Genomic DNA, 24,813 nt, shown 5'->3' on the forward strand with positions numbered 1-24,813 from the left:
CGGTCAGCGGCCGCGAAGAGCTCAACGCAGACAATAGACATCTGCACTATGCCGCCAACAGACCCAGGCCGCATTTGTTATTATCGCGGCAATTTCCCGTTCACGCCTTGCACGAGCCTATTCATGAGCACTGACAAGACCAACCAGTCCTGGGGCGGCCGCTTCAGTGAACCCGTCGACGCCTTCGTCGCCCGCTTCACCGCATCGGTCGACTTCGACCAGCGCCTCTACCGCCATGACATCATGGGCTCGATCGCCCACGCCACCATGCTGGCCAAGGTCGGCGTGCTCACTGACGCGGAGCGCGACACCATCGTCGACGGCCTGCGCACCATCGAGCAGGAAATCGAGGCTGGCCAGTTCGACTGGCGCGTGGACCTCGAAGACGTGCACATGAACATCGAGGCGCGCCTGACCGATCGCATCGGCGTGACCGGCAAGAAACTGCACACCGGGCGCAGCCGCAACGACCAGGTGGCCACCGACATTCGCCTGTGGCTGCGTGACGAAATCGACCTGATCCTGAGCGAAATCACCCGCCTGCAGCAAGGCCTGCTGGAGCAGGCCGAGCGCGAAGCCGACACCATCATGCCGGGCTTCACCCACCTGCAGACGGCCCAGCCGGTGACCTTCGGGCATCACCTGCTGGCCTGGTTCGAAATGCTCAGCCGCGACCATGAACGCCTGGTCGATTGCCGCAAGCGCACCAACCGCATGCCTCTGGGCAGCGCTGCGCTAGCCGGCACCACCTACCCGATCGACCGCGAACTGACTTGCCAGTTGCTGGGCTTCGAAGGCGTCGGTGGCAACTCGCTGGACGGCGTGTCGGACCGTGATTTCGCCATCGAATTCTGCGCTGCGGCGAGCATCACCATGATGCACCTGTCGCGGTTTTCCGAAGAGCTGGTGCTGTGGACCAGCGCGCAGTTCCAGTTCATCGACCTGCCCGACCGTTTCTGCACCGGCAGCTCGATCATGCCGCAGAAGAAGAACCCCGATGTGCCGGAACTGGTGCGTGGCAAGAGTGGCCGGGTGTTCGGTTCGTTGATGGGCCTGCTGACCTTGATGAAGGGTCAGCCGTTGGCCTACAACAAGGACAATCAGGAAGACAAGGAGCCCTTGTTCGACGCCGCCGATACCCTGCGCGACTCACTGCGGGCCTTTGCCGACATGATCCCGGCAATCAAGCCCAAGCACGCCATGATGCGCGAAGCCGCGCTGCGTGGCTTCTCTACGGCCACCGATCTGGCCGATTACCTGGTGCGCCGTGGCCTGCCGTTCCGCGATTGCCACGAGATCGTCGGGCATGCGGTGAAGCACGGTGTGGACACCGGCAAGGACCTGGCGGAAATGAGCCTGGAAGAGTTGCGCCAGTTCAGCGATCAGATCGAAGCGGATGTGTTCGAGGTATTGACCCTGGAAGGCTCGGTCAACGCCCGCGATCACATCGGCGGCACCGCGCCGGCTCAGGTACGTGCAGCCGTGGCTCGTGGCCGGGAATTGCTGGCGGCTCGCTAGGCGCCCGGCAGGTCCGGCCTCTTCGCGGGCAGAGACCCGCTCCCACAGTAGGTGTTGAACATCCTGTGGGAGCGGGTCTATGCCCGCGAAGGGCGCCCCACAGAATCCGACATTGACCCCATCGAGAACATGCCATGAGCGACAACCTGATAGACGAAGACGAAGCGTTCGCCGAGGCCACCCTCACCCAGGCCATCGAGAACCAGATCGAAAGCGACAACCCGCCGGCTGCCAAGGCCACGTTCAACAAGCTGACCCTGGTCGGTTACGAGCGCGAGGACATCCTCAACATGATGGCTCATGTGTTGGCGATCGAGATCGACGCCATCCTGGAGCAGGACCGGCCCTTCGACACCGCCTGGTACGAAGCCGCCCTGCGCGCCCTGCCCGAGCTGCCACCGGAAAAAGTCTGACGCCGCACAGGCGCGTTCGCCCAGGGCTGACTACACTGGAAAAACCCCGCTGCCACCGCATCAGGGGTACAGCGCACGGCGCCATTCGGCGCTGTCGTTCATTCCATAAGAAAGTCGGGAGCGCCTATGTCGTCCTACACCCCGGAACTGGTTGCCGAGCTGGAAATCCTTGCCCTGTTCAACCTCGGCAACACCATGGAAGGTCTGAAAATCCACCACACCGCGTCGCCCGCGGCCATCGCAGCCGCCACTCGCCTGCATGACAAGGAACTGATCAGCAAGCCGGACGGCGGCTACCTGACCAGCCTGGGCCATGAAGCGGCCGAGCATGCGCAGTCGTTGCTGACCATCCTGACGGTGGCCGAACCTGCCTGAGCGGCAGAGGCTTTATCGATCGTCCGCAGGCGCCGCCAGCGCCTGCAACCGGCGCTGCTCGGCAGCCGCGATGATTTCGCGCCGAGTGTCGTCATCGGCCGAGCGCCAGGCCCTGATGTCCTCGACGTGGCGGAAACACCCCTGACAGACCCGCTCTTCGTCCAGTCGGCACAAGCTCACGCAGGGTGACTGTACCGAGGGGCTGACATTGCTGTAGAGAGGCTTGGGCGCGCGTGCAGGCTGGCTCACAATCATCAGATCTCTTCGAAGTCCAGCTCGACGCCGGCTTGCTCCTTGACGGCCCGGGCCAATACTTCGCCCAGCAGCTCCTCGGATTTCTCGCAGCTCCACTGGCCCGACTCTTCGTCGTAGTCGAAGTGATAGCCACCGGAGCGTGCGGCGAGCCACAGCTGGCGCAGCGGCTCCTGGCGGCTGATGATCAGCTGGCTGCCGTTGTCGAACTTGATGGTCATCATGCCGGCGGAAATCTCGATGTCGTCGGCGTGGTCTTCGAGCAACTCCTCCAGCGCCTGCTGGGTGGCATCGACCAGGTCGTGGAAACGGGCTTCGGTCAAACTCATTGCAGGAACCTCGGAAAGTGTCTGTGCGCGCTACGGGCGGCAAGATACGAGCAGCCAGCGGTTTATGCAAAGCATAATGCACCCGTCTGGATCGATGGCACTGCTGGCAGGCCACCTGCATAGCCACCATGCCGGGCGCTGGGTATACTCGGGCGCAATTACTGCTTATACAAAGGATTTCGCCATGAAGCGCCTGATCTCTTCCCTGGCCGCGCTCGTCGCCGTTGCCTGCCTGGTGTCCGCCTGCGGTCAAAAGGGCCCGCTGTACTTGCCCGATGACAGCAAATCCCCCGAAGACCAAGCCAAGTCGTCGCAACCGCACAAGCATTACTAAGGGAACACCATGGACGCTTTTCAACGCCGCGACGGTGAACTGTTCGCCGAAGGCGTAGCGCTGTCTGCCGTGGCCCAGCGCTTCGGCACGCCGACGTACGTCTACTCGCGCGCCCACATCGAGGCGCAGTACAACGCCTACGCCGATGCCCTGCAGGGCACCTCCTCGCTGGTCTGCTTCGCCGTGAAGGCCAACTCCAACCTGGCCGTGCTCAATGTCCTGGCGCGTCTGGGCGCCGGTTTCGACATCGTTTCGGGCGGCGAACTGGAGCGGGTGCTGGCCGCTGGCGGGCGCGCCGATCGCGTGGTGTTTTCCGGCGTCGGCAAGACCCGCGCCGACATGCGCCGCGCCCTGGAAGTGGGCGTGCATTGCTTCAACGTCGAATCCACTGACGAACTGGAGCGCCTGCAGGAAGTGGCCGCCGAGCTGGGCGTGCGGGCTCCAGTGTCGCTGCGGGTCAATCCGGATGTCGACGCGGGCACCCATCCGTACATTTCCACCGGTCTGAAAGAGAACAAGTTCGGCATCGACATCGCGGCTGCCGAAGACGTCTATGTGCGTGCCGCGCAACTGCCCAACCTCGACGTGGTGGGCGTGGACTGCCACATCGGCTCGCAGCTGACCACCCTGGCGCCGTTTCTCGACGCACTGGACCGTCTGCTCGATCTGGTCGATCGCCTGGGCGATTGCGGCATTTACCTGCGCCACATCGACCTGGGCGGTGGCCTGGGCGTGCGCTACAGCGAAGAACAGCCGCCACTGGTGGCCGACTACATCAAGGCCGTGCGCGAGCGCCTGGACGGCCGCGAGCTGACCCTGGTGTTCGAGCCGGGGCGCTTCATCGTGGCCAATGCCGGGGTGCTGTTGACCCAGATCGAATACCTCAAGCACACCGAGCACAAGGATTTCGCCATCGTCGATGCGGCCATGAACGACCTGATCCGCCCGGCCCTGTACCAGGCGTGGATGAACGTCACCCCGGTCAAGCCGCGTGAAGGTCAGGCGCGCGCCTACGACATCGTCGGGCCGATCTGCGAAACCGGTGATTTCCTGGCCAAGGATCGCGAGCTGGTGCTGGCCGAAGGCGACCTGCTGGCGGTGCATTCGGCCGGCGCGTACGGTTTCGTCATGAGCTCGAACTACAACACGCGCGGTCGTTGTGCCGAGGTGCTGGTCGATGGCGACCAAGCGTTCGAAGTCCGCCGCCGCGAAACCGTGGCTGAGCTTTTCGCCGGCGAAAGCCTGTTGCCGGAGTAATCCCATGCTACTGCGTTTTACCAAGATGCATGGCCTGGGCAACGACTTCATGGTGCTGGACCTGGTCAGCCAGCATGCCCACATCCTGCCCAAGCATGCCAAGCAATGGGGCGATCGCCATACCGGCATCGGCTTCGATCAACTGCTGCTGGTCGAAGCGCCGAGCAATCCGGACGTCGACTTCCGCTACCGCATCTTCAATTCCGACGGCTCCGAAGTGGAACAGTGCGGCAACGGCGCGCGCTGCTTCGCCCGCTTCGTGCTGGACAAGCGCCTGACGGCCAAGAAGATCATTCGCGTGGAAACCAAGGGCGGCATCATTACCCTGGACGTTCGCAGCGATGGCCAGATCAGCGTCGACATGGGCCCGCCGCGCATGCTGCCGGCCGATATTCCGTTCCAGGCTGACGCCCAGGCGCATAACTATGCGCTGTCGGTCGATGGCCAGAGCGTCGAGATCGCCGCGCTGTCCATGGGCAACCCCCATGCGGTGCTGCGCGTGGACGACATCAACAACGCACCGGTGCACACGCTGGGGCCGAAGATCGAACATCATCCGCGCTTTCCGGCACGAGTGAACGTGGGCTTTCTGCACGTCGTCGATCGCACCCGCGCCCAGCTGCGTGTCTGGGAGCGTGGCGCCGGTGAAACCCAGGCCTGTGGTACCGGCGCGTGCGCCGCTGCAGTCGCGGCCATCAGCCAGGGCTGGATGGACTCCCCGCTGCTGCTCGATCTGCCGGGCGGCCGCCTGTCCATCGAATGGACCGGTCCAGGCCATTCGGTGATCATGACCGGCCCTGCGGTGCGGGTCTTCGAAGGACAAGTGCGTTTATGAGCGAGTACAGCCAATGACCGATCAGCCTCAAGTACCCGCGCCTGCGGAGCTCCTGGAGGCTTCGGCCGTGGCCGAGTTTCTCGCCGCCAACCCGGCCTTCTTCGAGCAGCATGAAGAACTGCTGACCCAACTGCGCCTGCCCCACCAACGCGGTGATACGGTGTCGCTGGTGGAGCGGCAGATGACCCTGCTGCGCGAGCGCAACGGCGAGATGCGCCAGCGTCTTTCGCACCTGATGGAAGTTGCCCGCGACAATGACCGCCTGTTCGAGAAGACTCGACGACTGATTCTGGCCATGCTCGATGCCACGTCCCTGGATGAGTTGGTGATCAGCGTCGAGGACAGCCTGCGCGAAGATTTCCAGGTGCCGTTCGTCAGCCTCATCCTGTTCAACGACATCCCTGCCCCGGTGGGTCGCAGCGTGACCAGCGGCGAAGCCCAGCAAGCCATCGGCGGCCTGTTGTCGGAGGGCAAGTCGCTCAGTGGCGCATTGCGCGAACACGAACTGGCGTTCCTGTTCGGCAGCGATCAGGCCTCGCAGGTCGGCTCGACCGCGCTGGTGCCGTTGCTGCACCAAGGGCTGCACGGCGTGCTGGCCATTGGCAGCCGCGACCCTGCGCACTACAAAAGCTCGGTGGGCACGCTGTTCCTCAGCCACATCGGCGAAGTGCTCAGCCGGGTATTGCCGCGTTACACCGGCGCCTTGCGCTCGGTGCGCTGAAGTGCGTGAACAGCTGGACGCCTACTGCACGCACCTGCGCAGTGAGCGCCAGGTGTCGGTGCATACCCTGGATGCCTATCGGCGCGACCTGACGAAAGTCGTCGAGTTCTGCGAGAAGGAAGGCCTGGCCAGTTGGCAGGCATTGGACATCCAGCAGTTGCGGCGCCTGATCGCGCGCCAGCATCAGCAGGGACAATCGTCGCGCAGCCTGGCGCGGCTGCTTTCGGCAGTGCGCGGCCTGTACCGCTACCTCAATCGCGAAGGCCTGTGCAGCCATGACCCGGCCAATGGCCTGGCCCCGCCCAAAGGCGAACGGCGCCTGCCCAAGACACTGGACACCGATCGGGCCCTGCAGCTGCTCGAAGGAGCGGTGGAAGATGATTTTCTGGCTCACCGCGATCAGGCCATTCTCGAACTGTTCTACTCCTCGGGCCTGCGGTTGTCAGAGCTGACCAGCCTCGACCTGGGCCAGCTCGACCTCGCCGATGGGCTGGTGCAAGTGCATGGCAAGGGCAGCAAGACCCGCGTGCTGCCTGTAGGGCGCAAAGCGCGCGCGGCCCTGGAGCAGTGGCTGTCCATGCGCCCGATGAGCAATCCGATCGACGACGCGGTGTTCGTCAGTCAGCAGGGCCGACGTCTCGGACCGCGCGCCATCCAGGTGCGGGTCAAGGCCGCCGGCGAGCGCGAGCTGGGGCAGAACCTGCACCCGCACATGTTGCGTCACTCGTTCGCCAGCCACTTGCTGGAGTCTTCCCAGGACCTGCGCGCCGTGCAGGAAATGCTCGGCCACGCCGACATCGCCACCACGCAGATCTATACCCACCTGGACTTTCAGCACCTGGCCAGTGTCTATGACAGTGCCCATCCACGGGCCAAACGCAAAGGCGGCGACTCATGAGCATCAAGCTGATCACCTTCGACCTCGACGACACCCTGTGGGACACCGCCCCGGTGATCGTCAGCGCCGAGGCCATCCTGCGTGACTGGCTCGCCGATCAGGCGCCGAAGCTGGGACCGGTGCCGGTGGAACACCTGTTCAAGATCCGCCAACGCCTGGTCGACGCCGATCCTTCGCTCAAGCATCGCATCAGTGCGCTGCGCCGCCGCGTACTGCTGCACGCCATGCAGGAAGCCGGCTACCCGGAAGACGAAGCCGAGCCGTTGGCCGACAAGGCCTTCGAGGTATTCCTGCATGCCCGGCATCAGGTGGAAATCTTCCCGGAGGCCCAGCCGACCCTTGAAATCCTCTGTCAGCGCTACACCCTGGGCGTGGTCACCAATGGCAACGCCGATGTGCGCCGGCTGGGCCTGGCCGACTTCTTCACCTTCGCGCTGTGCGCTGAAGACCTGGGTGTGGGCAAGCCGGATTCACGGCCTTTTCTGGAGGCCATGCGCCTGGGCGGCGCAAGCGCTCATGAATCGGTGCACATCGGCGATCATCCGGGTGATGATATCGCCGGCGCGCAGAAGGCAGGCATGAAGGCCATCTGGTACAACCCGCAGGGCAAGCCATGGACCGCCGAAGGCAAACCCGACGCCGAAGTGGCCAGCCTTGCCGAACTGCCCGCGTTGCTAACCCAGCTAGCCTAGTCACCGCCGTGGGAGCGGGGCGGGCGGCGAGCCCTCTGCCCGCGAAGAGGCCCGAACTGCCCACCTCACGCCCACAAAAAAGCCCGCAGCGACCGCGGGCTTTTTCGTCAGCGCGCCAAGCGCAGCAGACCGTCAGATAGGACGGCTGCCGTACTTGTTGTCGGGCTTCTTGGGTGGATCGGCCACCACATTGGGCTCGACTTCCTGCACCTTGCCGCCGCGCGAAAGAAATTCTTCCATCGCCCGCGCCAGCGCATCGCGCTCTTTGTTCTTGGCTTCGATACTCGGCAGTTCGTCCACCGACACCGACGCCTTGGCCTTACCTTTGGCAGCGGGTGCGGGCGTGTCGCCACCTTCGTCGTCCGCCACGTCTTCGGCAGCGGCCTCGAGGGTTTCCTCGGTATCGTCTTCTTCGCCTACTTCGAGGTCGTCGTTTTCCAGATCATCGTCGCTCATGTTCTACCTCATGACTTGCGAAAGCAGATTATTTATAGCCCAGCTTTACCTTATGTCGACGGCTGCCGGAAAAAATTCACATCCACTGATAACCAGCGGTCAAGCGTCCTCGCCATACAGCGTGGCAAGGACCCGACGCGCGCCGCCATGATCGCGATGCTCGCCCAAATAAATACCTTGCCAGGTACCTGTCGCCAGCCTTCCCGAGGTAACCGGAACGGTCACCTGGCAGCCCAGCAAGCTGGCCTTGAAGTGCGCAGGCAGGTCATCGGGGCCTTCGTCGTTGTGTTCAAAACCGTCCGAGCCCTGTGGCACCAGACGGTTGAAGAAGCGCTCGAAATCCTGGCGAACGGCCGGATCGGCGTTTTCGTTGACGGTCAACGACGCCGAGGTGTGTTGCAGCCACAAGTGCAGCAGGCCCGTGCGGCATTCGCGCAGGCGCGGCAGCTGTGCAAGCAACTCGTCGGTCACCAGATGAAACCCGCGAGGCCTGGCTCGCAAGGTGATGAGGGTCTGCTGCCACATACCGTTCTCGTCCGTTCGGGGCGCATTCTAGCGCGCTCTGGGAAAAAGCAAAGAGCCTGTTCGTGACTGTTTTGCAGTGAGCCGCCGTCCTCGATCGCTACGGCAAAGGGCCGCCCCGGCGGCAAACCCGCAGGGACTGAAGCAGATGACAAATCGCAGGCAAAAAAATGCCCGGCAAGCCGGGCATTTTTTTCCGAACGGTTACAAGTTGTAGCCGCGCTCGTTGTGTTGCGCGAGGTCAAGGCCCACGGCCTCTTCTTCCTCGTTGACTCGCAGACCCATCACCGCATCCAGAACCTTGAGGATGACGTAGGTCACGATCGCGGTGTAGACCACGGTGAAACCGACACCCTTGAGCTGGATCCAGACCTGCGCGCCGATGTCTTCGACGGTGCCGAAACCACCCAGTGCGGGAGCGGCGAACACGCCGGTCAGGATGGCACCGACGATGCCACCGATACCGTGTACACCGAAGGCGTCCAGGGAGTCGTCGTAGCCCATCTTGCGCTTGAGCGTAGTGGCGCAGAGGAAGCAGATGACACCCGCCGCCAGGCCGATCACCAGGGCGCCCATCGGGCCGACGGTGCCGGCAGCCGGGGTGATGGCAACCAGGCCAGCGACCACGCCCGAAGCGATACCCAGCGCGCTTGGCTTGCCGTGGGTCAGCCACTCGGCGAACATCCAGCCCAGTGCAGCGGCGGCGGTTGCGATCTGGGTCACCAGCATCGCCATGCCGGCGGTGCCGTTGGCGGCAGCGGCGGAACCGGCGTTGAAGCCGAACCAGCCGACCCACAGCATGGCTGCGCCGATCAGGGTGTAGCCCAGGTTATGAGGCGCCATCGGCGTGGTTGGGTAGCCCTTGCGCTTGCCCAGCACGATGCAGGCAACCAGACCCGCCACACCGGCGTTGATGTGCACCACGGTGCCGCCGGCGAAGTCCAGCACGCCCCAGTCCCACATCAAGCCGCCGTTGCCGGACCAGACCATGTGCGCGATCGGTGCATAGACCAGGGTGAACCAGATGGCCATGAAGATCAGCATCGCGGAGAACTTCATGCGCTCGGCGAAGGCGCCGACGATCAGCGCCGGGGTGATAATGGCGAAGGTCATCTGGAAGGTGATGAACACCGCTTCGGGGAAGAGCGCTGCAGGGCCGGTGATGCTGCTTGGGGTGACGCCACTGAGGAACGCCTTGGACAGGCCGCCGACGAAGGAATTGAAGTTGACGACGCCTTGTTCCATGCCGGTCGTGTCGAAGGCCAGGCTGTAGCCGTAGACCATCCACAGAATGCTGATCAGGCCGGTGATGGCAAAACACTGCATCATCACCGAAAGCACGTTCTTGGAGCGCACCATGCCGCCGTAGAACAACGCCAGGCCAGGAATGGTCATGAACAGCACGAGGGCGGTCGAGGTCAACATCCAGGCGGTATCGCCGGAGTTGAGAACGGGGGCTGCCGCCTCGTCCGCCAAGGCAAGGCCAGGCATTGCGAGGGACAACAGGGCTCCTAGCCCTGCGAATTGACGCAGAGTCATATTGTTTACTCCTGGGGCGTTGGGTTGTGTCGGCTTTTTTTTAGATTGCGTCGGTATCGGTTTCGCCGGTACGGATGCGAATCGCCTGTTCCAGATTGACCACGAAAATCTTGCCGTCGCCGATCTTGCCGGTGTTGGCGGCCTTGGTGATGGCTTCGATGACGCGATCCAGATCCTTGTCGTCGATGGCAACGTCGATCTTGACCTTGGGCAGGAAGTCGACCACGTACTCCGCGCCGCGATACAGCTCGGTGTGGCCTTTCTGCCGACCGAAACCCTTGACTTCGGTTACGGTGATGCCCTGCACGCCGATTTCCGACAACGACTCGCGGACGTCGTCCAGCTTGAATGGCTTGATGATGGCAGTGACTAGCTTCATGAAACTCTCTCCCGAATTGGTGGACTTGCCCCAGGAAAACAAACCCGGATCAAGTCTAAGCGCAGTGCCTGGCTTTGTAACGCATCGTCGACCCCGCAGCCCCGGACCGACACCAGATAAACTGCTCCTGACGAAACACATCCTGCGAAGCTCAGCACTGCTCTCGTCACGGCGAGTCCATCAGTGCCTGGGTCACTTGGCTCTAAGCAGAAAGCTTGCCATGTCACGCAAACCGCGTGATTTCGCCGCCCTGCCCGGCTTTTGTGCGACTGCGCGAGCAGGTCGCGCCAGCAGGTGCACAACAAGGGTGCAGCCATGGGCACGCTCGTGCTCGAAAACCGTGCGCAGCCGGCCTGCTTTTCAGCATGGGGCTGCGTGATACACTGCAACCCACTCTGCCTCAGGATATTTCCCATGCTTGCGCCCAAAGCTTTTCTCGACGCCCTGAGCGACCACGCATCCCGCCTGTTCAGCGGCGATACCGCGCAGCCGCGCGCCGAACTCGAAAGCCAGTTCAAGGCCTTGCTGCAGTCCGGTTTCAGCAAGCTGGACCTGGTCAGTCGCGAAGAATTCGATAGCCAGATGGTCGTCCTGGCGCGTACCCGTGCGCGGTTGGAGAGCCTGGAAGCCAAAGTCGCCGAGATGGAAGCCAAGGCCGACTGACTTCAAGGTGCAGCACGTCGCTGGGGCGACTGCACCGCTTTGCGTCACTCCCAGGCATTGCCATTGAACATGCCATTGAACAGCAGGGACGTGCTTCGATGAACCGCAACGAGCTGCGCAAGGCCGATATCAACCTGATGGTGGTGTTCGAAGCGCTCATGCTCGAGCGCAACGTCACCCGCGTCGCGGAAAAGCTGTTCCTCGGCCAACCCACCGTCAGCTCGGCGCTGAACCGGCTGCGCGCCCTGTTCAACGACCCTTTGTTCATCCGCATCGGCCATCGTATGGAGCCCACCGCGCGCGCCGAGGAAATCATCCGGCACCTCTCGCCCGCGCTGGACGCCATGTCCGTCGCGCTGAGCCTGACTCATGATTTCGACCCGACCGTGAGCACCATGACCTTCCGCATCGGGCTCTCCGACGACGTCGAGTTCGGCCTGCTGCCGCAAGTGCTGCGCGCCTTGCGCACCGAGGCGCCAAAGGTGGTGATCGTGGTGCAGCATGTGGATTACTGGCGCATCCCCGACCTGCTCGCGTCCGGCGACATCACCGTGGGCATCAGCCAGACCCGCGGCCTGCCGGCCAACGCCAAGCGCAAACTGCTGCGCCGCATGCGCCCGCGCGTACTGCGCGCCGACAAGTCCGCCACACCGCTGAGCCTGGACGAATACTGCTCACGCCCCCACGTGCTGGTGTCGCCCACCGCGCACACCAGCGGTATTGCGGACGAATGGCTGCAGGAAATCGGTCGCACACGCCAGGTGGTACTGTCGGTGCCCCAATTCAGCTCCCTCCCCGCCCTGCTCGCCGGCACCGACCTGCTCGCCGGCCTGCCCGACTACGCCGCAACCGCCATGGCCGCCCATGGCAATCTGTTCGACGAACCGCTGCCGTTCGATGCGCCTACCCTGGATTTGTCGATGGTGTGGTTGAGCATCACCGATACGGACCCGGCGGAGCGGTGGTTGCGGTCGCGGTTGGAGGCGTTCATGGGGGATCGGGGTGGGGTGGTGTAGGGTCGCAACAAATTGTCACCCATCTTACAAGCCCGCCCTGGTCGTGGGCACGTCGCTGAACAGCAGTGTCTGGAAACCATGACCAGCCTGCTGCTGCCACCCGTAGCACCGTGAATCATTTCCGCACTGGCGCCCCCTTCCCCATCCACTACCCTCGCACCACTACCGCAGGAAGCGGTTCCTCTTTCAACGCATGGAGCACGCATGTCTCTCGCTATCGTTCACAGCCGGGCTCAGGTGGGTGTGGGTGCGCCTGCGGTCACGGTCGAGGCGCATCTGGCCAATGGGCTGCCGGCGCTGACCCTGGTGGGGTTGCCGGAGGCATCGGTCAAGGAGAGCAAGGATCGGGTGCGCAGCGCGATCCTCAATTCGGGGCTTGAGTTTCCGGCGCGGCGGATCACGTTGAACCTGGCGCCGGCGGATCTTCCGAAAGACGGCGGGCGGTTCGATCTGGCCATTGCGCTGGGAATCCTGGCGGGCAGTGGCCAGATTCCGGCGATCACCCTGGATCACGTGGAGTGCCTCGGCGAGCTGGCGCTTTCGGGTGCCGTGCGGCCGGTGCAAGGTGTGTTGCCCGCTGCCCTTGCCGCTCGCGAAGCGGGACGCACGCTGATCGTGCCCAGGGATAACGCCGAAGAGGCGGCGCTGGCCTCGAACCTGACGGTGATTGCCGCGGATGATCTGATGCAGCTGGTCAGTCACTTCAATGGGCGCGACCCGATCAGTCCCTTCAATGCCAATGGGCTGCTGCTGGTGAGCAAGCCTTATCCGGACCTGAGCGAGGTGCAGGGTCAGGTCGCGGCCAAGCGCGCGTTGCTGGTGGCCGCCGCTGGCGCGCACAACCTGTTGTTCAGTGGCCCACCGGGAACGGGCAAGACCTTGCTCGCCAGTCGATTGCCCGGATTGCTGCCGCCGCTGGACGAACGCGAAGCGCTGGAGGTAGCGGCCATTCAGTCGGTAGCCAGCTATGTGCCGCTGAAGAATTGGCCGCAGCGGCCCTTTCGGCATCCCCATCATTCGGCATCGGGTGCGGCGCTGGTGGGCGGCGGTAGTCGGCCGCAGCCAGGGGAAATCACCCTGGCGCACCACGGCGTGCTGTTTCTCGATGAATTGCCGGAGTTCGACAGGAAGGTGCTGGAGGTCTTGCGCGAACCCTTGGAGAGCGGCGAGATCGTGATTGCGCGGGCGCGGGACAAGATTCGTTTTCCTGCGCGGTTTCAGTTGGTGGCGGCGATGAATCCGTGCCCCTGCGGGTATCTGGGTGACCCCAGCGGTAAATGCCAGTGCGGCAGCGATCAGATCCAGCGGTACCGCAACAAGCTGTCCGGGCCGTTGCTGGATCGGATCGATCTGCATCTCACGGTGGCGCGGGAGGCAACGGCCCTGAGTCATGAGCCACAGGCGGGGGAAAACACAGCCAGTGCCGCCACCAAGGTGGCCGAGGCGCGTGAGTTGCAGAATCGGCGTCAGGGTTGTGCCAACGCGTTTCTCGATCTGCCGGGATTACGCGAGCATTGCAGGTTGTCGTCCGAGGACGAGCGCTGGTTGGAAACCGCGTGTGAGCGGTTGACGCTGTCGCTGCGGGCGGCGCATCGGTTGTTGAAGGTGGCTCGTACGCTGGCGGATCTCGAGCAGGCGAAAGATATCGAGCGGGCGCATGTTGCGGAAGCGTTGCAGTATCGGCCTTCGGCGCAGTGAGCCGTGGCGGGAGATGTGCAGTGGAGCCAGAAGCATGATTGCGTTTCAGCAGGCCAATCGGGGATACCGCCGACGCGGCTTGCACCGCTGCTACAGGGGATCAGGCATTCATGCATTACCGCGTCGGCGGTGGGTGCGGTGTATCTGTCGGTTACAGAACGACGCGCAGGACCTGCCCGGCGTGGTAGAGGGAGAAGCCGGTTTCGTAGACGCCGGTACGCAAACCAGCTGCCGACACCGGTTTGTCGGCGCAGAACGGCAGGGGCAGCTTGTCGGCCTGGCCATGCAACAAAAACTGCGCCAAGGCTTTGCCCACGACGGTGCCGGTGGTGTTGCCGCGGCCGTTGTAGCCGGTCACCGACACCAGCCCTGGAGCGGGTTCGAACAGGCGCATCAGGTGGTCGGGGGTGAAGTCGATGCAGCCGGTCCAGTGCATTTCCCAGTCGACCTTGCCCAGTTGCGGGAAGTAATGGGTCTGGATACGGTCGGCCCAGCGGCGGATGAACCAGGCGGGTTTGTTGTCCACCCGGCCCATGCTGCCGAGCAACAGACGGCCGTCGTCGTCGCGGCGGATGCTGCTCAGCACCAGGCGGGTATCCCAGGAGCCTTGCCCATGTTTGAGCACGGCATCGGCGGCTGTCGAATGCAGGGGCTTGGAAGCGACCTGATAGTAGTAGCCGCGGAAGAATTGGCCGCGCAGGTTGCACCAGTCGCCTTCGGTATAGGCACCGGTGGAAATCAGCACTTTGTCGGCGTTGACTTCGCCCTTGGCGGTCTTCACCAGCCAGCCCCCGGCTTGTTGTTCCAGACCCAGTACCGGCGAGTGCTGGAACACCTGCCCGCCCAGACGCTGAACCGCCGCGCCCAGACCACGGGTGTAGGCCATGGGGTTGATGGTGCCGGCGCGGCGGTCGAGCAGGGCCGCTTCGATCTTTTCGGTGCCGCAGTAGTCGACGCATTGCGCCCCGGTGAGCAGCTCTACGTCAGCGCCCCGCCGCTGCCATTGCTCGCAGCGCGATTTCAGATCGGCCACGCCATTGGCGTTGTGAGCCATGTGCAAGGTGCCGTCGTTGTGGGCCTGGCAGTCGATGCCATAGCGTTCGATCAGCGCGAAGACTTCGGCCGGCGCCCCGCCGAGCACGGTGTTGAGGCGGCCGCCCACGGCACTGCCCAGGGTCTGCTCGACTTCGTCGGGCGGGATCCAGGTGCCAGCGTTGACCAACCCGACATTGCGCCCCGAGCCGCCCGTGCCGATTTCACTGGCATCGAGCAGCACCACCCGCTTGCCCTGCTCCAGTAATTCGATGGCCGCGCACAACCCGGTGATACCGCCGCCGATCACGCAGACATCCGCCTTTACCACACTGGCCAGAGCCGCCGTGTGAGGGGGCCTGGCGGTGATGTGTTCCCAAAGACATTGTTGCCGTAGTTCGCTCATGACTCATTCCAAGCCAGGGAAATCGGGTTCGGACCGCGCCGCCGTTATCGCGGGCAGAGCCCGCTCCCACAGGGATCTCCATTGCAGCGAAGATGTGGGAGCGGGTTCCGCCCGCGATAGCGCCAGCCCCGCCACCACATCACTCAACCATCAATCAATCAAACACGATGCCCTGGGCCAGCGGCAGCTCGCGCGAGTAGTTGACGGTGTTGGTCTGGCGGCGCATGTAGGCCTTCCAGGCATCGGAGCCGGATTCGCGGCCGCCACCGGTTTCCTTCTCGCCACCGAAAGCGCCGCCGATTTCCGCGCCACTGGTGCCGATGTTGACGTTGGCGATGCCACAGTCGCTGCCGGCCGCGCTCTGGAAACGCTCGGCTTCGCGCAGGTCGGTGGTGAAGATGCACGAGGACAGGCCCTGTGGCACTTCGTTGTTCAGGCGCAGGGCCTCGTCGAAGTCTTCGTAGCTCAAGACATACAGGATCGGCGCGAAGGTTTCGTGGCGCACTACGTCCGACTGCCCCGGCATTTCGACGATGGCCGGGGCCACGTAGTAGGCGTTCGGGTATTGATCGGCCAACTGACGCTCGCCACCGAACACTTCGCCACCCTCGTCACGCGCCTTGGCCAGGGCACCCTGCATGGCGTCGAAGGATGGCTTGTCGATCAGCGGGCCGACCAGGTTGTCCTTGCGCGGATCGCCGATACGCACCTTGGCGTAAGCCGCCTTGACCCGAGCGAGCACTTCGTCCTTGATCGAGCTGTGCACAATCACCCGGCGCAATGTGGTGCAGCGCTGGCCTGCGGTGCCCACGGCACTGAACAGGATGCCGCGCACGGCCAGGTCGAGGTCGGCGCTGGGGGCCAGAATCATGGCGTTGTTGCCGCCCAGTTCGAGGATGCTGCGGCCGAAGCGCGCGGCGACCCGTGGGCCGACTTCGCGCCCCATGCGGGTGCTGCCGGTGGCACTGACCAGCGCGACGCGTGGGTCGTCGACCAGAGCTTCGCCGGCTTCGCGATCACCGATGATCAGTTGAGCCAGGCCCTTGGGTGCATCGCCGAACTGCTCCAGGGCCTTGTCGAACAGTGCCTGGCAGGCCAGCGCGGTCAGCGGGGTCTTTTCCGACGGTTTCCAGATCACCGAATCACCGGCCACCAGGGCCAGGGCGGTGTTCCACGCCCACACCGCCACCGGGAAGTTGAACGCGCTGATGACGCCCACCACGCCCAGCGGCTGCCAGGTTTCACGCATGTGGTGGCCAGGGCGCTCGGAGGCGATGGTCAGACCGTACAGTTGACGAGACAGGCCGACGGCGAAATCGCAGATATCGATCATTTCCTGCACTTCACCCAGACCTTCCTGGGTGATCTTGCCGGCTTCGATCGACACCAGCTCGCCGAGCTGGGCCTTGTGGGCGCGCAGGACTTCACCGAACAGGCGCACCAGCTCGCCGCGACGCGGTGCCGGCACGGTGCGCCAGGCCAGGAACGCCTCGTGCCCCAGAGCGATCTTGTCGACGACCTGCGCCTTGGATTCCAGGCTCACCGAGGCGATCTGGCTGCCATCGATCGGGGTATGCACGGGATGGTTGCCATCCTTGAATGCACTCGCCGCAACACCCAGGCTTTCGAGCAGGCCATCGACCATTGTTTTCTCCTCACAAGGCTTTAACGATAAGAACGAATTGAGATCAGTATTAATCCGCGGGCCAGACCACCACAACGGAGCAATATTCCATATATCATTCCCTCACCTCATGACCTTGCGCCGATGCCTCCATGTCAAAACGCCTTGTTCCTTCGATGACGGCCTTGCAGTGTTTCGAAGCGGCCGCCCGCCACCTGAGCTTCACCCGCGCGGCGGAAGAACTGCACCTGACCCAGAGTGCGGTCAGCAAGCAGGTCGCACAGCTCGAAGACATGTTGCGCCATCACCTGTTCCTGCGCATTCGCCGACGCCTGCAACTGACCCCGGCGGGCTCGCTGTATCTGGCCGAGGTGAACAAGATCCTCACCCAGGTGGACATTTCCAGCCGCTACATCTTGTCCTACGGCGATGAAACCGAAGTACTGACCGTGGCCACCCAGCCTAGCTTCGGCGTGGGTTGGCTGATCCCCAAGCTCAAGGGTTTCGGCAAGGCGCACCCCAATATTCATCTGGACATCCGCAACGAACTGGAGCCGTTCGCGTTGCTGCAGGCCAAGGCGGACGTGGGTTTCTTCTTCGGCCAGGGCACCTGGCCCGGGGCGACCTGCATCGAGCTGTTCGACGATCAGGTGGTGCCGGTCTGCGCACCCGACCTGCTCGACCAGCCGCTGAGCAACGCCGAGGAGCTGGCCGAGCAGGTGCTGATGCAATGCACGTCGCGGCCCGAAGCGTGGCACGAGTGGTTTCTGGAGCAGGGCCTGAGCGCCCAGAACAGTTACCACGGTCCCCGTTTCGATACCTTCTACATGTGCCTGAGCGCAGCGCTTGCCGGCTGTGGCGTGGCGCTGGTGCCGCGTTATCTGGTGGAGAACCACCTGGCCAACGGCGATCTGGTCATGCCCTGGCCGCACACCATGAGCAGCCAGGGCGCGCATTTCGTGGCGTTTGCCGAGCATGCGGCGGAAGTCCCGAAAGTGCGTGCGCTGGTCGACTGGATCCTCGATCAGGTCCCGTCCTGACAACCCAGGCTGATCGGCGGCGATGCCGACTTGCAGGAATGACCCCCGCACTTTTTTTCGCTTGATCGTTCAGGTCATTCCCCGCTTTCATACTCCCAGCCCTTTGCGCCTGGAGTCCGCCATGCCCTTCGTCAGTCCCGACCAGACCCGTGCCGCGTTTTCCCGCGCCATGTCCGAGATGTACAAGAAAGAAGTGCCGTTGTACGGCGACTTGATGAGCCTGGTCGGCGAGGTCAATCGTCAGTGCCTCGAGCAACAGGCGGAGCTGGCCCGATCCCTGGCCCGTACCGGCGAGATCGAGCGCCTGGATACCGAACGCCACGGAGCGATTCGGGTCGGCACCGCCGCGGAACTGGCGACCATCGCCCGTCTGTTCGCGGTCATGGGCATGCAGCCGGTGGGTTACTACGACCTGACGTCGGCGGGGGTACCTGTGCACTCGACGGCCTTTCGGGCGGTACACGAACAGTCACTGCAAATGAGCCCCTTTCGCGTGTTCACCTCGCTGCTGCGCCTGGAGTTGATCGAAGACGCGGCGCTACGCGAACAGGCCCGGCAACTGTTGGAACAGCGGCAGATCTTCACCCAGCCGTGCCTGGCGTTGATCGAGCGCTTCGAGCGTGATGGCGGCCTCGATCAGGCCAGCTCCGACGCCTTCGTCGAGCAGGCCCTGGAAACCTTCCGCTGGCACCACGACGCCACGGTGACCGCAGCCCAGTATCAAAGCCTGCACGACGCCCATCGTCTGATCGCCGACGTGGTGGCCTTCAAGGGGCCGCACATCAATCACCTGACACCGCGCACGCTGGACATCGATAGAGTGCAGGCGCTGATGCCCGCTCGCGGGATCACGCCCAAGGCCGTGATCGAAGGGCCGCCGCAACGTCGTCATGCCATTCTGCTGCGTCAGACCAGCTTCAAGGCGTTGCAGGAAAAAGTTGCGTTCACCGACCCAACGGCTGGCGCCGAAGGCAGCCACACCGCGCGCTTCGGCGAGATCGAGCAACGCGGCGCGGCACTGACGCCCAAGGGACGCGAACTGTACGACCGCCTGCTGAACGCTTCGCGCACCGCACTGGCCGGGTTTCCCAGCGAGACCAACGCTGAGGAATACATGCGCCTTCTGGCTGAGCAGTTCGGTGAGTTTCCCGATGACCTGACGCAGATGCGCGAGCAGGACCTGGCGTTCTTCCGCTACTTCGCCAGCGGCCAGCCGAGTGCGGGCGAAACCACACTGCAGGGACTGCTGGACAACGGCGCCATCCGTTGCGAACCGTTGGTGTACGAAGACTTCCTGCCGGTCAGTGCCGCCGGCATCTTCCAATCCAACCTGGGCGACGATGCCCAGGCCGAGTACGGTTTGGGGTCGAGCCAGGAGGCGTTTCATCAGGCCTTGGGGCGCGCGGTGCTCGATGAGCTCGCGCTGTACGCGCAAACCCAGCAGCGCTCGCTGGACGATTGCGCCCAAGCATTGGGCCTGTCTTCGCTAAGCTGATCCCGCCACTAGCGGGCACCGCCCACCCGGAAGCGATTCACTTCCTGACGCAGTTCCGCCGCCAGCCCTTCGAGCTCGCGAGCGGTCTGCGCCAGGTTGGAGACCACTTCGCGCTGCTCGCCATTGGTCATGGCAATGCTCTGCAGGTTGCTGCTGAGCATGGTGGCGGTGCTGCTCTGCTCCTGGGTCGCGGTGCTGATCGCATCGAACTGATGCCCCGCCGACCGGCTCTGCTCGTCGATCTGGGCGAGCGCCTGGGCGACCTTGGCGTTGCGGGTCAGGCCTTCGCGCATCAGCACGTTGCCTTGGTCCATGGTGCTGATGGCGTTGGCGGTTTCCTTCTGAATGCTGCCGATCATGCCGGAGATTTCGTCGGTGGCCTGGCGCGTGCGCGAGGCCAGGCTGCGCACCTCGTCGGCGACCACGGCGAAGCCACGGCCCTGCTCACCGGCACGGGCGGCTTCGATGGCAGCGTTGAGGGCCAGCAGGTTGGTCTGCTCGGCAATCGAGGTGATCACCCCGACGATGCCGCCGATTTCCTGCGAGCGCTGCCCCAGGGTGTTGATGACCCCAGCGGTGCTGTTCAGGGCGCCGGCAATCTGCTCCAGCGAATTAGATGCCTCGTCCATCGAGGCGCGGCCGATGCGGGTCTGCTGGGCGTTGTCCTGGGCCAGACGCTGGGTGTGGCCCATGTTGTCGGCGATGTCCAGGGACGTCGCACTGAATTCCTCGACAGCGCCGGCCATGCTGGAAATCTCGCCGGACTGGTGCTCCATGCCTTCATAGGCGCCCGCCGACAGGCTCGACAACATTTGCGCGCGACCGCTGACCTCATGGGCGGCGTTGCGGATGTGCACCACCATGTTCGACAGGGCTTCACCCATGTGGTTGAAACTGCTGGCCAGCTGGCCGATCTCGTCGTGGCTGGACACCTTCAGGCGGGCATCCAGATCGCCTGCACCCAGCGCTTCGGCCTGGCGCACCAGCTCACCGAGTGGTCGCAGCTTGCTGCGCAACAGCCAGATCGCGGCGCCAACCGCGATCAGCATCGCCAGCAGGCTGCCGATCGCCAGTTGAGTGCCGACGTTCCAGGTCACGGCATTGATTTCAGCCTTGGGCATGCTTGCCACCACACTCCAGGGTCCCCCGGTAAACGTCACCGCTTCGGAGAAGATGTCCTGCTTGCCGTCGTTCCACAGTCGGCCCTTGCCATCCAGACGCGCCAGATCGGCCAAGGTCTTGGCCGCAGCGTCCGGGTCGTTGACGTTGGCCGGCGGCACCAACCAGCGGTTCTGCTCGTCGAGCAGGGCCAGGGAGCCGGTCTCGCCGATGCGGAAGCGTTGCAGGTTGGCGAACTGGGTATTCTGCGCATCGGTGTAGTCGAAGCCGACGAAGAGCACCGCAATCACTTGGCCTGAGCCATCACGCACGGGTGTGTATTGAGTCATGTAGGAGCGTTCGAACAGAACCGCGCGACCGATGTAGTTCTGGCCGTCGAGCAAGCGCTTGTAGGCAGGATGGGCATGGTCGAGCACGGTGCCGATGGCGCGACTACCGTCCTGCTTGGTCAGCGAGGTGCTGATGCGCACGAATTCGCTGCCGCTGCGCACGAAGACCGTGGCAACGCCCGCGGTGAGCTGCTTGAAGTCGTCGACTTCCGTGAAATCGTTGTTCAGCGTCTGGCTGCCCAGGCGCAGGCTTGGCGTCTGCTGGTTGCCCACGGTGACCTGCGTACCTGTGTCCACACTCAGACCACCAGAGAAGCGCTTCTCGAACAGCCCGCTCAAGCGCTGGGTGCTGTCGCGCAAGGTGCTGTGAAACGTGCTGAGCTGGTCGGCCAGCAACCTCGCCTCGCTGGCCATGTGCTGCTCGCGAATGGCCAGGTTGGCGATGTCCAGTGAGCGCAAGGCAAAGGCCGTGCTGCCGGTGATGACGATCGCCAGAATCACGGCCAGGGCGATGCCCAGTTGCGTGGCGATACGAGCGCGAGGTTGCGACATGTGAAGCTCCTGAGAATCGTGTGCGTGGCGGCAGTGCCAGGGATGGTCCAGACCTGTCGAGCACCTGTCATCCTTGATCTTATAGTCACTGCTACATCGGCGATCCGAACGAATACTTGAGCGCGATACTGCGGCATGGCCGGCACACGTACATTTGCGTTGCGCTGCCACAAGGCCGAGAATCCAGCGTCCCATTCCTGAGCCGACCGAGCTTCATCATGCATGCCACGATCCGTATCGAACTTCGAGCCCTGCTTCGGCTGGCGGGGCCGCTGATCGCCTCGCAACTGGCCCACATGCTGATGGTCCTGACCGATACTTTGATGATGGCACGCCTGAGCCCCGAGGCGTTGGCCGGTGGCGGCCTGGGGGCGGCCAGCTATTCCTTCGTGTCGATCTTCTGCATCGGCGTGATCGCTGCGGTCGGTACGCTGGTGTCGATCCGCAAGGGTGCCGACGACCAGCAAGGCGTGGCCCGCCTGACCCAGGCCGGGCTCTGGCTGGCCTGGGGCATGGCGGCCGTGGCGGCCGTGCTGCTGTGGAACCTGGGGCCGGTGCTGTCCATGCTCGGGCAGACCCCGGCCAACGTCGCCTTCGCTACCCAGTTCCTCCTGCTGCTGCCGTTCGCCTTGCCGGGCAACCTGAGCTTCATGGCATTGCGCGGCTTTACCGCCGCGCTGGGTCGCGCCACGCCGGTGATGGTCATCAGCATCATCGCCACCGTGGCCAACTACCTGCTCAACCATGCGTTCATCGAAGGCATGTTCGGCTTGCCCAAGCTCGGTCTGGTGGGCATCGGCATGGTCACGGCGATCATCAGCACCCTGATGGCGATTGCCCTGGCCCTGTACATTCGCTTTCACCGTGCCTATGCACCCTACCCGCTGCTCAAGGGGCTGGCCCGGCCAAACCTGAACGCCCTGCGCGAGTTGTGGCGCCTGGGCCTGCCGATCGGCGGCACCTATGCCGTGGAGGTCGGCCTGTTCGCCTTCGCCGCGCTGTGCATCGGCACCATGGGCACCACGCCGCTGGCTGCGCACCAGATCGCCCTGCAGATCATTTCGGTGGCCTTCATGGTGCCGGCGGGCATGTCCTATGCGGTGACCATGCGCATCGGCCAGCACTACGGCGCCGGGCACCTGCTGGCCGCGCGCTTGGCCGGGCGGGTCGGCATCAGCCTCGGCGCCGTGGTGATGCTGGGCTTCGCCCTGCTGTTCTGGCTCGCGCCGGGGCCTTTGGTCGGGGTGTTTCTGGACCGCTCCGATCCGGCCTTCCACGGTGTCATCGAGCTGGCCATCAGTCTGCTGGCCGTGGCGGCCTGGTTCGAGATGTTCGATGGCATCCAGACCATCGCCATGGGGGCCATTCGTGGCCTCAAGGACGCCAAGACCACCTTTCTGGTCGGGCTGTTCTGCTACTGGGCGATCGGTGCGCCCGCGGCCTGGAGCCTGGCGTTCCATTTCCAGCTCGGCGCGGTGGGCGTCTGGTGGGGGCTGGCGCTGGGTCTGCTGTGTTCGGCCGTTACCCTGACCCTGGCGTTCGAGTGGCGCATGCGTCGATTGCGCCGGCTGGCCACGCCTACGGCGCTGGCGACCTGACGGCCTGAGCCTGGCCGAAACGCAGGAATGCCTGCAACTGCTCCAGGGGCAAGGGCTGACTGATCAGATAGCCCTGCACCTGGTCGCAGCCGAAATCGCGCAGCAACGCCAACTGCTCGGGCGTCTCGACGCCTTCGGCCACGACGTTCAGGTCCAGGTTGTGCGCCAGGTTGATCATGGCGTGCACCAGCTTGCTGTTTTCAGGACGTTGCTCCATGCCGCTGACGAAGCTCTTGTCGATCTTGAGCAAGGCGATCGGCAGGCTGCTGAGGTGAACGAACGAAGAGAAGCCGGTGCCGAAATCGTCGAGGGAAAAGCGCACGCCTAGACGGCCCAACGCGTCCATGGTCTGCTTGACCAGATCGTTGCGGCGCATGACCGCGGTTTCGGTGAGTTCGAACTCCAGCCAGCCGGCATCGATGCCGCGCTCGGCGATCAACCGTCCCAGGGTGCTGAGCAACTGACTGTCCTGAAACTGCCGGAACGACAGGTTGATCGCCATGTGCAAGGGTTCGAAGCCGCTTTCGCGCAAGGTCTGCATGTCGCGCAGGGCCCGTGCGATGACCCAGTAGCCCATCGGCACGATCAACCCGCTCTGCTCGGCCAGCGGCACGAACTCGCCGGGTGCGAGCACGCCACGTTCGCGATGCCGCCAGCGCACCAGGGCCTCGAGACCGACGATGGTATTGCCGCTCAGGTCCAGCCGTGGCTGGTAGTGCAGTTCCAGCTCGTCACGCCGCAAGGCACGGCGCAGCTCGCTTTCGAGGTCGGCCAGGCTGCGCGCATGGCGGTTGATGCGTTCGTTGAACAGATGGTAGCTGCAGCCCTGGGTGCTCTTGGCCTGCTGCATGGCGATGTGCGCGTGCCACATCAGCGGGTCGGCACCGGCGCCGGCGCGGGCATGGGCGATGCCCAGGCTGCAGCCGATCAGCAGGCTCTCGCCATCGACGTAATAGGGTTCGGCCATGGCCTCGATGATGTTGGCCGCCAGGCGCTCGGCCCGTGACGGGTCGCGGCGGGTGTCGAGCAGCAGGGCGAACTCGTCGCTGCCCAGGCGGGCCACCTGATCGCCCGCCTCCAGCTGCTTCTTCAGGCGTGCCACCACCTGCAGGATCAGCCGATCGCCGGCCTGGTGTCCCAGCGCATCGTTGGCATGGCGGAAGTTGTCCATGTCCAGGTGGCCCAGGGCAACGCCACGGCCTTCCTGTTCGGCCAGGCGGGCGGTGAGCAGGGTCTGGAAACCGGGACGGTTGGCGATGCCGGTCAAGGGATCCTGTTCGGCCAGGCGTTGCAGGGTGTCCTGCAGCACGCCGCGCTCGCGCGCATGGCGCAGGCAGCGGCGCAACGTATCGCTGTTGAGCTCGCCCAGCACCAGCCAGTCGCTGGCGCCGGGCGGCGGTTGCGCAGGCTCCTCTGTGAGCAGCAGCACCACCGGCAGCGCGCAGCGCCCGGGTGCCGGCAGCCGCTCGGGGGTCGCCAGCAACAGGGTGCCGGGCTGATTGTCGAACTGCCCGGCCACCGTGTCCCAGGATGACGCTTCGATCAACGTGGCCACATCGCCCAGGGGCGCCAGGCACTCGCGCAACGACGTGGCCCAGGTGCGATCCTGGGCCAGCAGCAACAGCCGCGCGGGTTCGACAGGCGTAGACAAACGAGCTCCTTGGGACAGTTTCACAGTCATTCGATAGCGCTTAAAAACGGCCTCGGCAACAGCTCGGGCC

25 protein-coding genes are annotated in these 24,813 nt (G+C 64.2%); 15 read left to right on the forward strand and 10 right to left on the reverse strand.

What is annotated here, in order from left to right; all coding sequences use genetic code 11:
* The first annotated feature begins 123 nt into the window (after positions 1-123).
* From argH to ASF66_RS17490, 3 genes are all read left to right on the forward strand, one after another.
* The gene (gene argH / locus ASF66_RS17480) at positions 124-1,518 is read left to right on the forward strand and encodes an argininosuccinate lyase (RefSeq protein ID WP_056844765.1); all 1,395 of its coding nucleotides are present in this window, start codon (positions 124-126) and stop codon (positions 1,516-1,518) included.
* A gap of 134 nt (positions 1,519-1,652) precedes the next feature.
* Positions 1,653-1,931 carry a hypothetical protein gene (locus ASF66_RS17485; RefSeq protein ID WP_049860320.1) on the forward strand — a complete coding sequence of 93 codons (279 nt, stop codon included), beginning with the start codon at positions 1,653-1,655 and terminating at the stop codon, positions 1,929-1,931.
* Positions 1,932-2,057: 126 nt separating this feature from the next.
* Positions 2,058-2,306, forward strand: coding sequence for a TIGR02647 family protein (locus ASF66_RS17490; protein ID WP_056844766.1), 249 nt, complete (start codon positions 2,058-2,060; stop codon positions 2,304-2,306).
* A 12-nt stretch (positions 2,307-2,318) separates the two neighbouring features.
* Here the strand turns inward: ASF66_RS17490 and ASF66_RS17495 are convergent, their stop codons facing one another.
* Both ASF66_RS17495 and cyaY read right to left on the reverse strand, forming a co-directional pair.
* Positions 2,319-2,561, reverse strand: a complete 243-nt coding sequence (locus ASF66_RS17495) for a DUF1289 domain-containing protein (RefSeq protein ID WP_049860322.1) — start codon at positions 2,559-2,561, stop codon at positions 2,319-2,321.
* On the reverse strand, positions 2,561-2,887 hold the full coding sequence (gene cyaY, locus ASF66_RS17500; RefSeq protein WP_049860323.1) for an iron donor protein CyaY: 327 nt from the start codon (positions 2,885-2,887) through the stop codon (positions 2,561-2,563). The genes ASF66_RS17495 and cyaY overlap by 1 nt, the downstream gene beginning before the upstream one ends.
* 184 nt (positions 2,888-3,071) lie before the next feature.
* On the opposite strand from cyaY, the gene lptM reads away from it, so the two are divergent.
* The 6 genes from lptM to ASF66_RS17525 are packed head-to-tail and all read left to right on the forward strand — an operon-like array spanning position 3,072 to position 7,624.
* Positions 3,072-3,221 (forward strand): LPS translocon maturation chaperone LptM, encoded by a 150-nt coding sequence (gene lptM / locus ASF66_RS22195; RefSeq protein ID WP_043192229.1) that lies wholly within the window; start codon positions 3,072-3,074, stop codon positions 3,219-3,221.
* Positions 3,222-3,230: 9 nt separating this feature from the next.
* Positions 3,231-4,478, forward strand: coding sequence for a diaminopimelate decarboxylase (gene lysA / locus ASF66_RS17505; protein WP_049860324.1), 1,248 nt, complete (start codon positions 3,231-3,233; stop codon positions 4,476-4,478).
* A gap of 4 nt (positions 4,479-4,482) precedes the next feature.
* Positions 4,483-5,313: a diaminopimelate epimerase gene (gene dapF, locus ASF66_RS17510; protein ID WP_056844767.1), complete on the forward strand. Its 831-nt coding sequence runs from the start codon at positions 4,483-4,485 to the stop codon at positions 5,311-5,313.
* Between the two features lie 13 nt (positions 5,314-5,326).
* Positions 5,327-6,034, forward strand: a complete 708-nt coding sequence (locus ASF66_RS17515) for a DUF484 family protein (protein ID WP_049860326.1) — start codon at positions 5,327-5,329, stop codon at positions 6,032-6,034.
* 1 nt (position 6,035) lies between these two features.
* A complete protein-coding gene (gene xerC, locus ASF66_RS17520) occupies positions 6,036-6,932 on the forward strand; it encodes a tyrosine recombinase XerC (protein WP_056844768.1) in 897 nt (298 codons plus the stop codon).
* Positions 6,929-7,624, forward strand: coding sequence for an HAD family hydrolase (locus ASF66_RS17525; RefSeq protein WP_056844769.1), 696 nt, complete (start codon positions 6,929-6,931; stop codon positions 7,622-7,624). Before xerC ends, ASF66_RS17525 begins: the two co-directional genes overlap by 4 nt.
* Before the next feature lie 132 nt (positions 7,625-7,756).
* On the opposite strand, the gene sutA is transcribed toward ASF66_RS17525, so the two are convergent.
* The 4 genes from sutA to glnK all read right to left on the reverse strand — a co-directional run bounded on the left by sutA (position 7,757) and on the right by glnK (position 10,520).
* Complete coding sequence (sutA, locus tag ASF66_RS17530; RefSeq protein WP_056844770.1) at positions 7,757-8,080, reverse strand: transcriptional regulator SutA; 324 nt, start codon at positions 8,078-8,080, stop codon at positions 7,757-7,759.
* Positions 8,081-8,179: 99 nt separating this feature from the next.
* On the reverse strand, positions 8,180-8,605 hold the full coding sequence (locus tag ASF66_RS17535) for a secondary thiamine-phosphate synthase enzyme YjbQ (protein WP_056844771.1): 426 nt from the start codon (positions 8,603-8,605) through the stop codon (positions 8,180-8,182).
* 201 nt (positions 8,606-8,806) lie between these two features.
* Positions 8,807-10,141: an ammonium transporter gene (locus tag ASF66_RS17540; RefSeq protein WP_049860330.1), complete on the reverse strand. Its 1,335-nt coding sequence runs from the start codon at positions 10,139-10,141 to the stop codon at positions 8,807-8,809.
* Positions 10,142-10,181: 40 nt separating this feature from the next.
* Positions 10,182-10,520 carry a P-II family nitrogen regulator gene (glnK, locus tag ASF66_RS17545; RefSeq protein ID WP_002555808.1) on the reverse strand — a complete coding sequence of 113 codons (339 nt, stop codon included), beginning with the start codon at positions 10,518-10,520 and terminating at the stop codon, positions 10,182-10,184.
* Positions 10,521-10,934: 414 nt separating this feature from the next.
* On the opposite strand from glnK, the gene ASF66_RS17550 reads away from it, so the two are divergent.
* The 3 genes from ASF66_RS17550 (at position 10,935) to ASF66_RS17560 (ending at position 13,897) form a co-directional block, all read left to right on the forward strand.
* Positions 10,935-11,183, forward strand: coding sequence for an accessory factor UbiK family protein (locus tag ASF66_RS17550; RefSeq protein WP_056844772.1), 249 nt, complete (start codon positions 10,935-10,937; stop codon positions 11,181-11,183).
* 98 nt (positions 11,184-11,281) lie between these two features.
* Positions 11,282-12,199, forward strand: coding sequence for a LysR family transcriptional regulator (locus tag ASF66_RS17555; RefSeq protein ID WP_056844773.1), 918 nt, complete (start codon positions 11,282-11,284; stop codon positions 12,197-12,199).
* Between the two features lie 204 nt (positions 12,200-12,403).
* Positions 12,404-13,897 carry a YifB family Mg chelatase-like AAA ATPase gene (locus tag ASF66_RS17560; RefSeq protein ID WP_056844774.1) on the forward strand — a complete coding sequence of 498 codons (1,494 nt, stop codon included), beginning with the start codon at positions 12,404-12,406 and terminating at the stop codon, positions 13,895-13,897.
* Positions 13,898-14,048: 151 nt separating this feature from the next.
* On the opposite strand, the gene amaA is transcribed toward ASF66_RS17560, so the two are convergent.
* Positions 14,049-15,335, reverse strand: coding sequence for an L-pipecolate oxidase (amaA, locus tag ASF66_RS17565; RefSeq protein WP_056844775.1), 1,287 nt, complete (start codon positions 15,333-15,335; stop codon positions 14,049-14,051).
* 154 nt (positions 15,336-15,489) lie between these two features.
* Entirely contained in the window at positions 15,490-16,980 is a 1,491-nt protein-coding gene (gene amaB / locus ASF66_RS17570) for an L-piperidine-6-carboxylate dehydrogenase (protein WP_049860339.1), read from the reverse strand.
* A 131-nt stretch (positions 16,981-17,111) separates the two neighbouring features.
* On the opposite strand from amaB, the gene ASF66_RS17575 reads away from it, so the two are divergent.
* Entirely contained in the window at positions 17,112-17,999 is an 888-nt protein-coding gene (locus ASF66_RS17575) for a LysR substrate-binding domain-containing protein (RefSeq protein ID WP_056844776.1), read from the forward strand.
* A gap of 121 nt (positions 18,000-18,120) precedes the next feature.
* Entirely contained in the window at positions 18,121-19,494 is a 1,374-nt protein-coding gene (gene hglS / locus ASF66_RS17580) for a 2-oxoadipate dioxygenase/decarboxylase HglS (RefSeq protein WP_056844777.1), read from the forward strand.
* Between the two features lie 8 nt (positions 19,495-19,502).
* Here the strand turns inward: hglS and ASF66_RS17585 are convergent, their stop codons facing one another.
* Positions 19,503-21,494 carry a methyl-accepting chemotaxis protein gene (locus ASF66_RS17585; protein WP_056844778.1) on the reverse strand — a complete coding sequence of 664 codons (1,992 nt, stop codon included), beginning with the start codon at positions 21,492-21,494 and terminating at the stop codon, positions 19,503-19,505.
* 218 nt (positions 21,495-21,712) lie between these two features.
* Between ASF66_RS17585 and ASF66_RS17590 the strand changes: the two genes are divergently transcribed.
* Positions 21,713-23,092 carry a NorM family multidrug efflux MATE transporter gene (locus ASF66_RS17590; RefSeq protein WP_056844779.1) on the forward strand — a complete coding sequence of 460 codons (1,380 nt, stop codon included), beginning with the start codon at positions 21,713-21,715 and terminating at the stop codon, positions 23,090-23,092.
* Here the strand turns inward: ASF66_RS17590 and ASF66_RS17595 are convergent.
* Positions 23,073-24,743 (reverse strand): putative bifunctional diguanylate cyclase/phosphodiesterase, encoded by a 1,671-nt coding sequence (locus ASF66_RS17595; protein ID WP_049860344.1) that lies wholly within the window; start codon positions 24,741-24,743, stop codon positions 23,073-23,075. The genes ASF66_RS17590 and ASF66_RS17595 overlap by 20 nt on opposite strands.
* Between the last annotated feature and the right edge of the window lie 70 nt (positions 24,744-24,813).

Origin of the sequence: Pseudomonas sp. Leaf129 (genome assembly GCF_001423465.1) — a bacterium.
Taxonomy (GTDB): domain Bacteria; phylum Pseudomonadota; class Gammaproteobacteria; order Pseudomonadales; family Pseudomonadaceae; genus Aquipseudomonas; species Aquipseudomonas coleopterorum.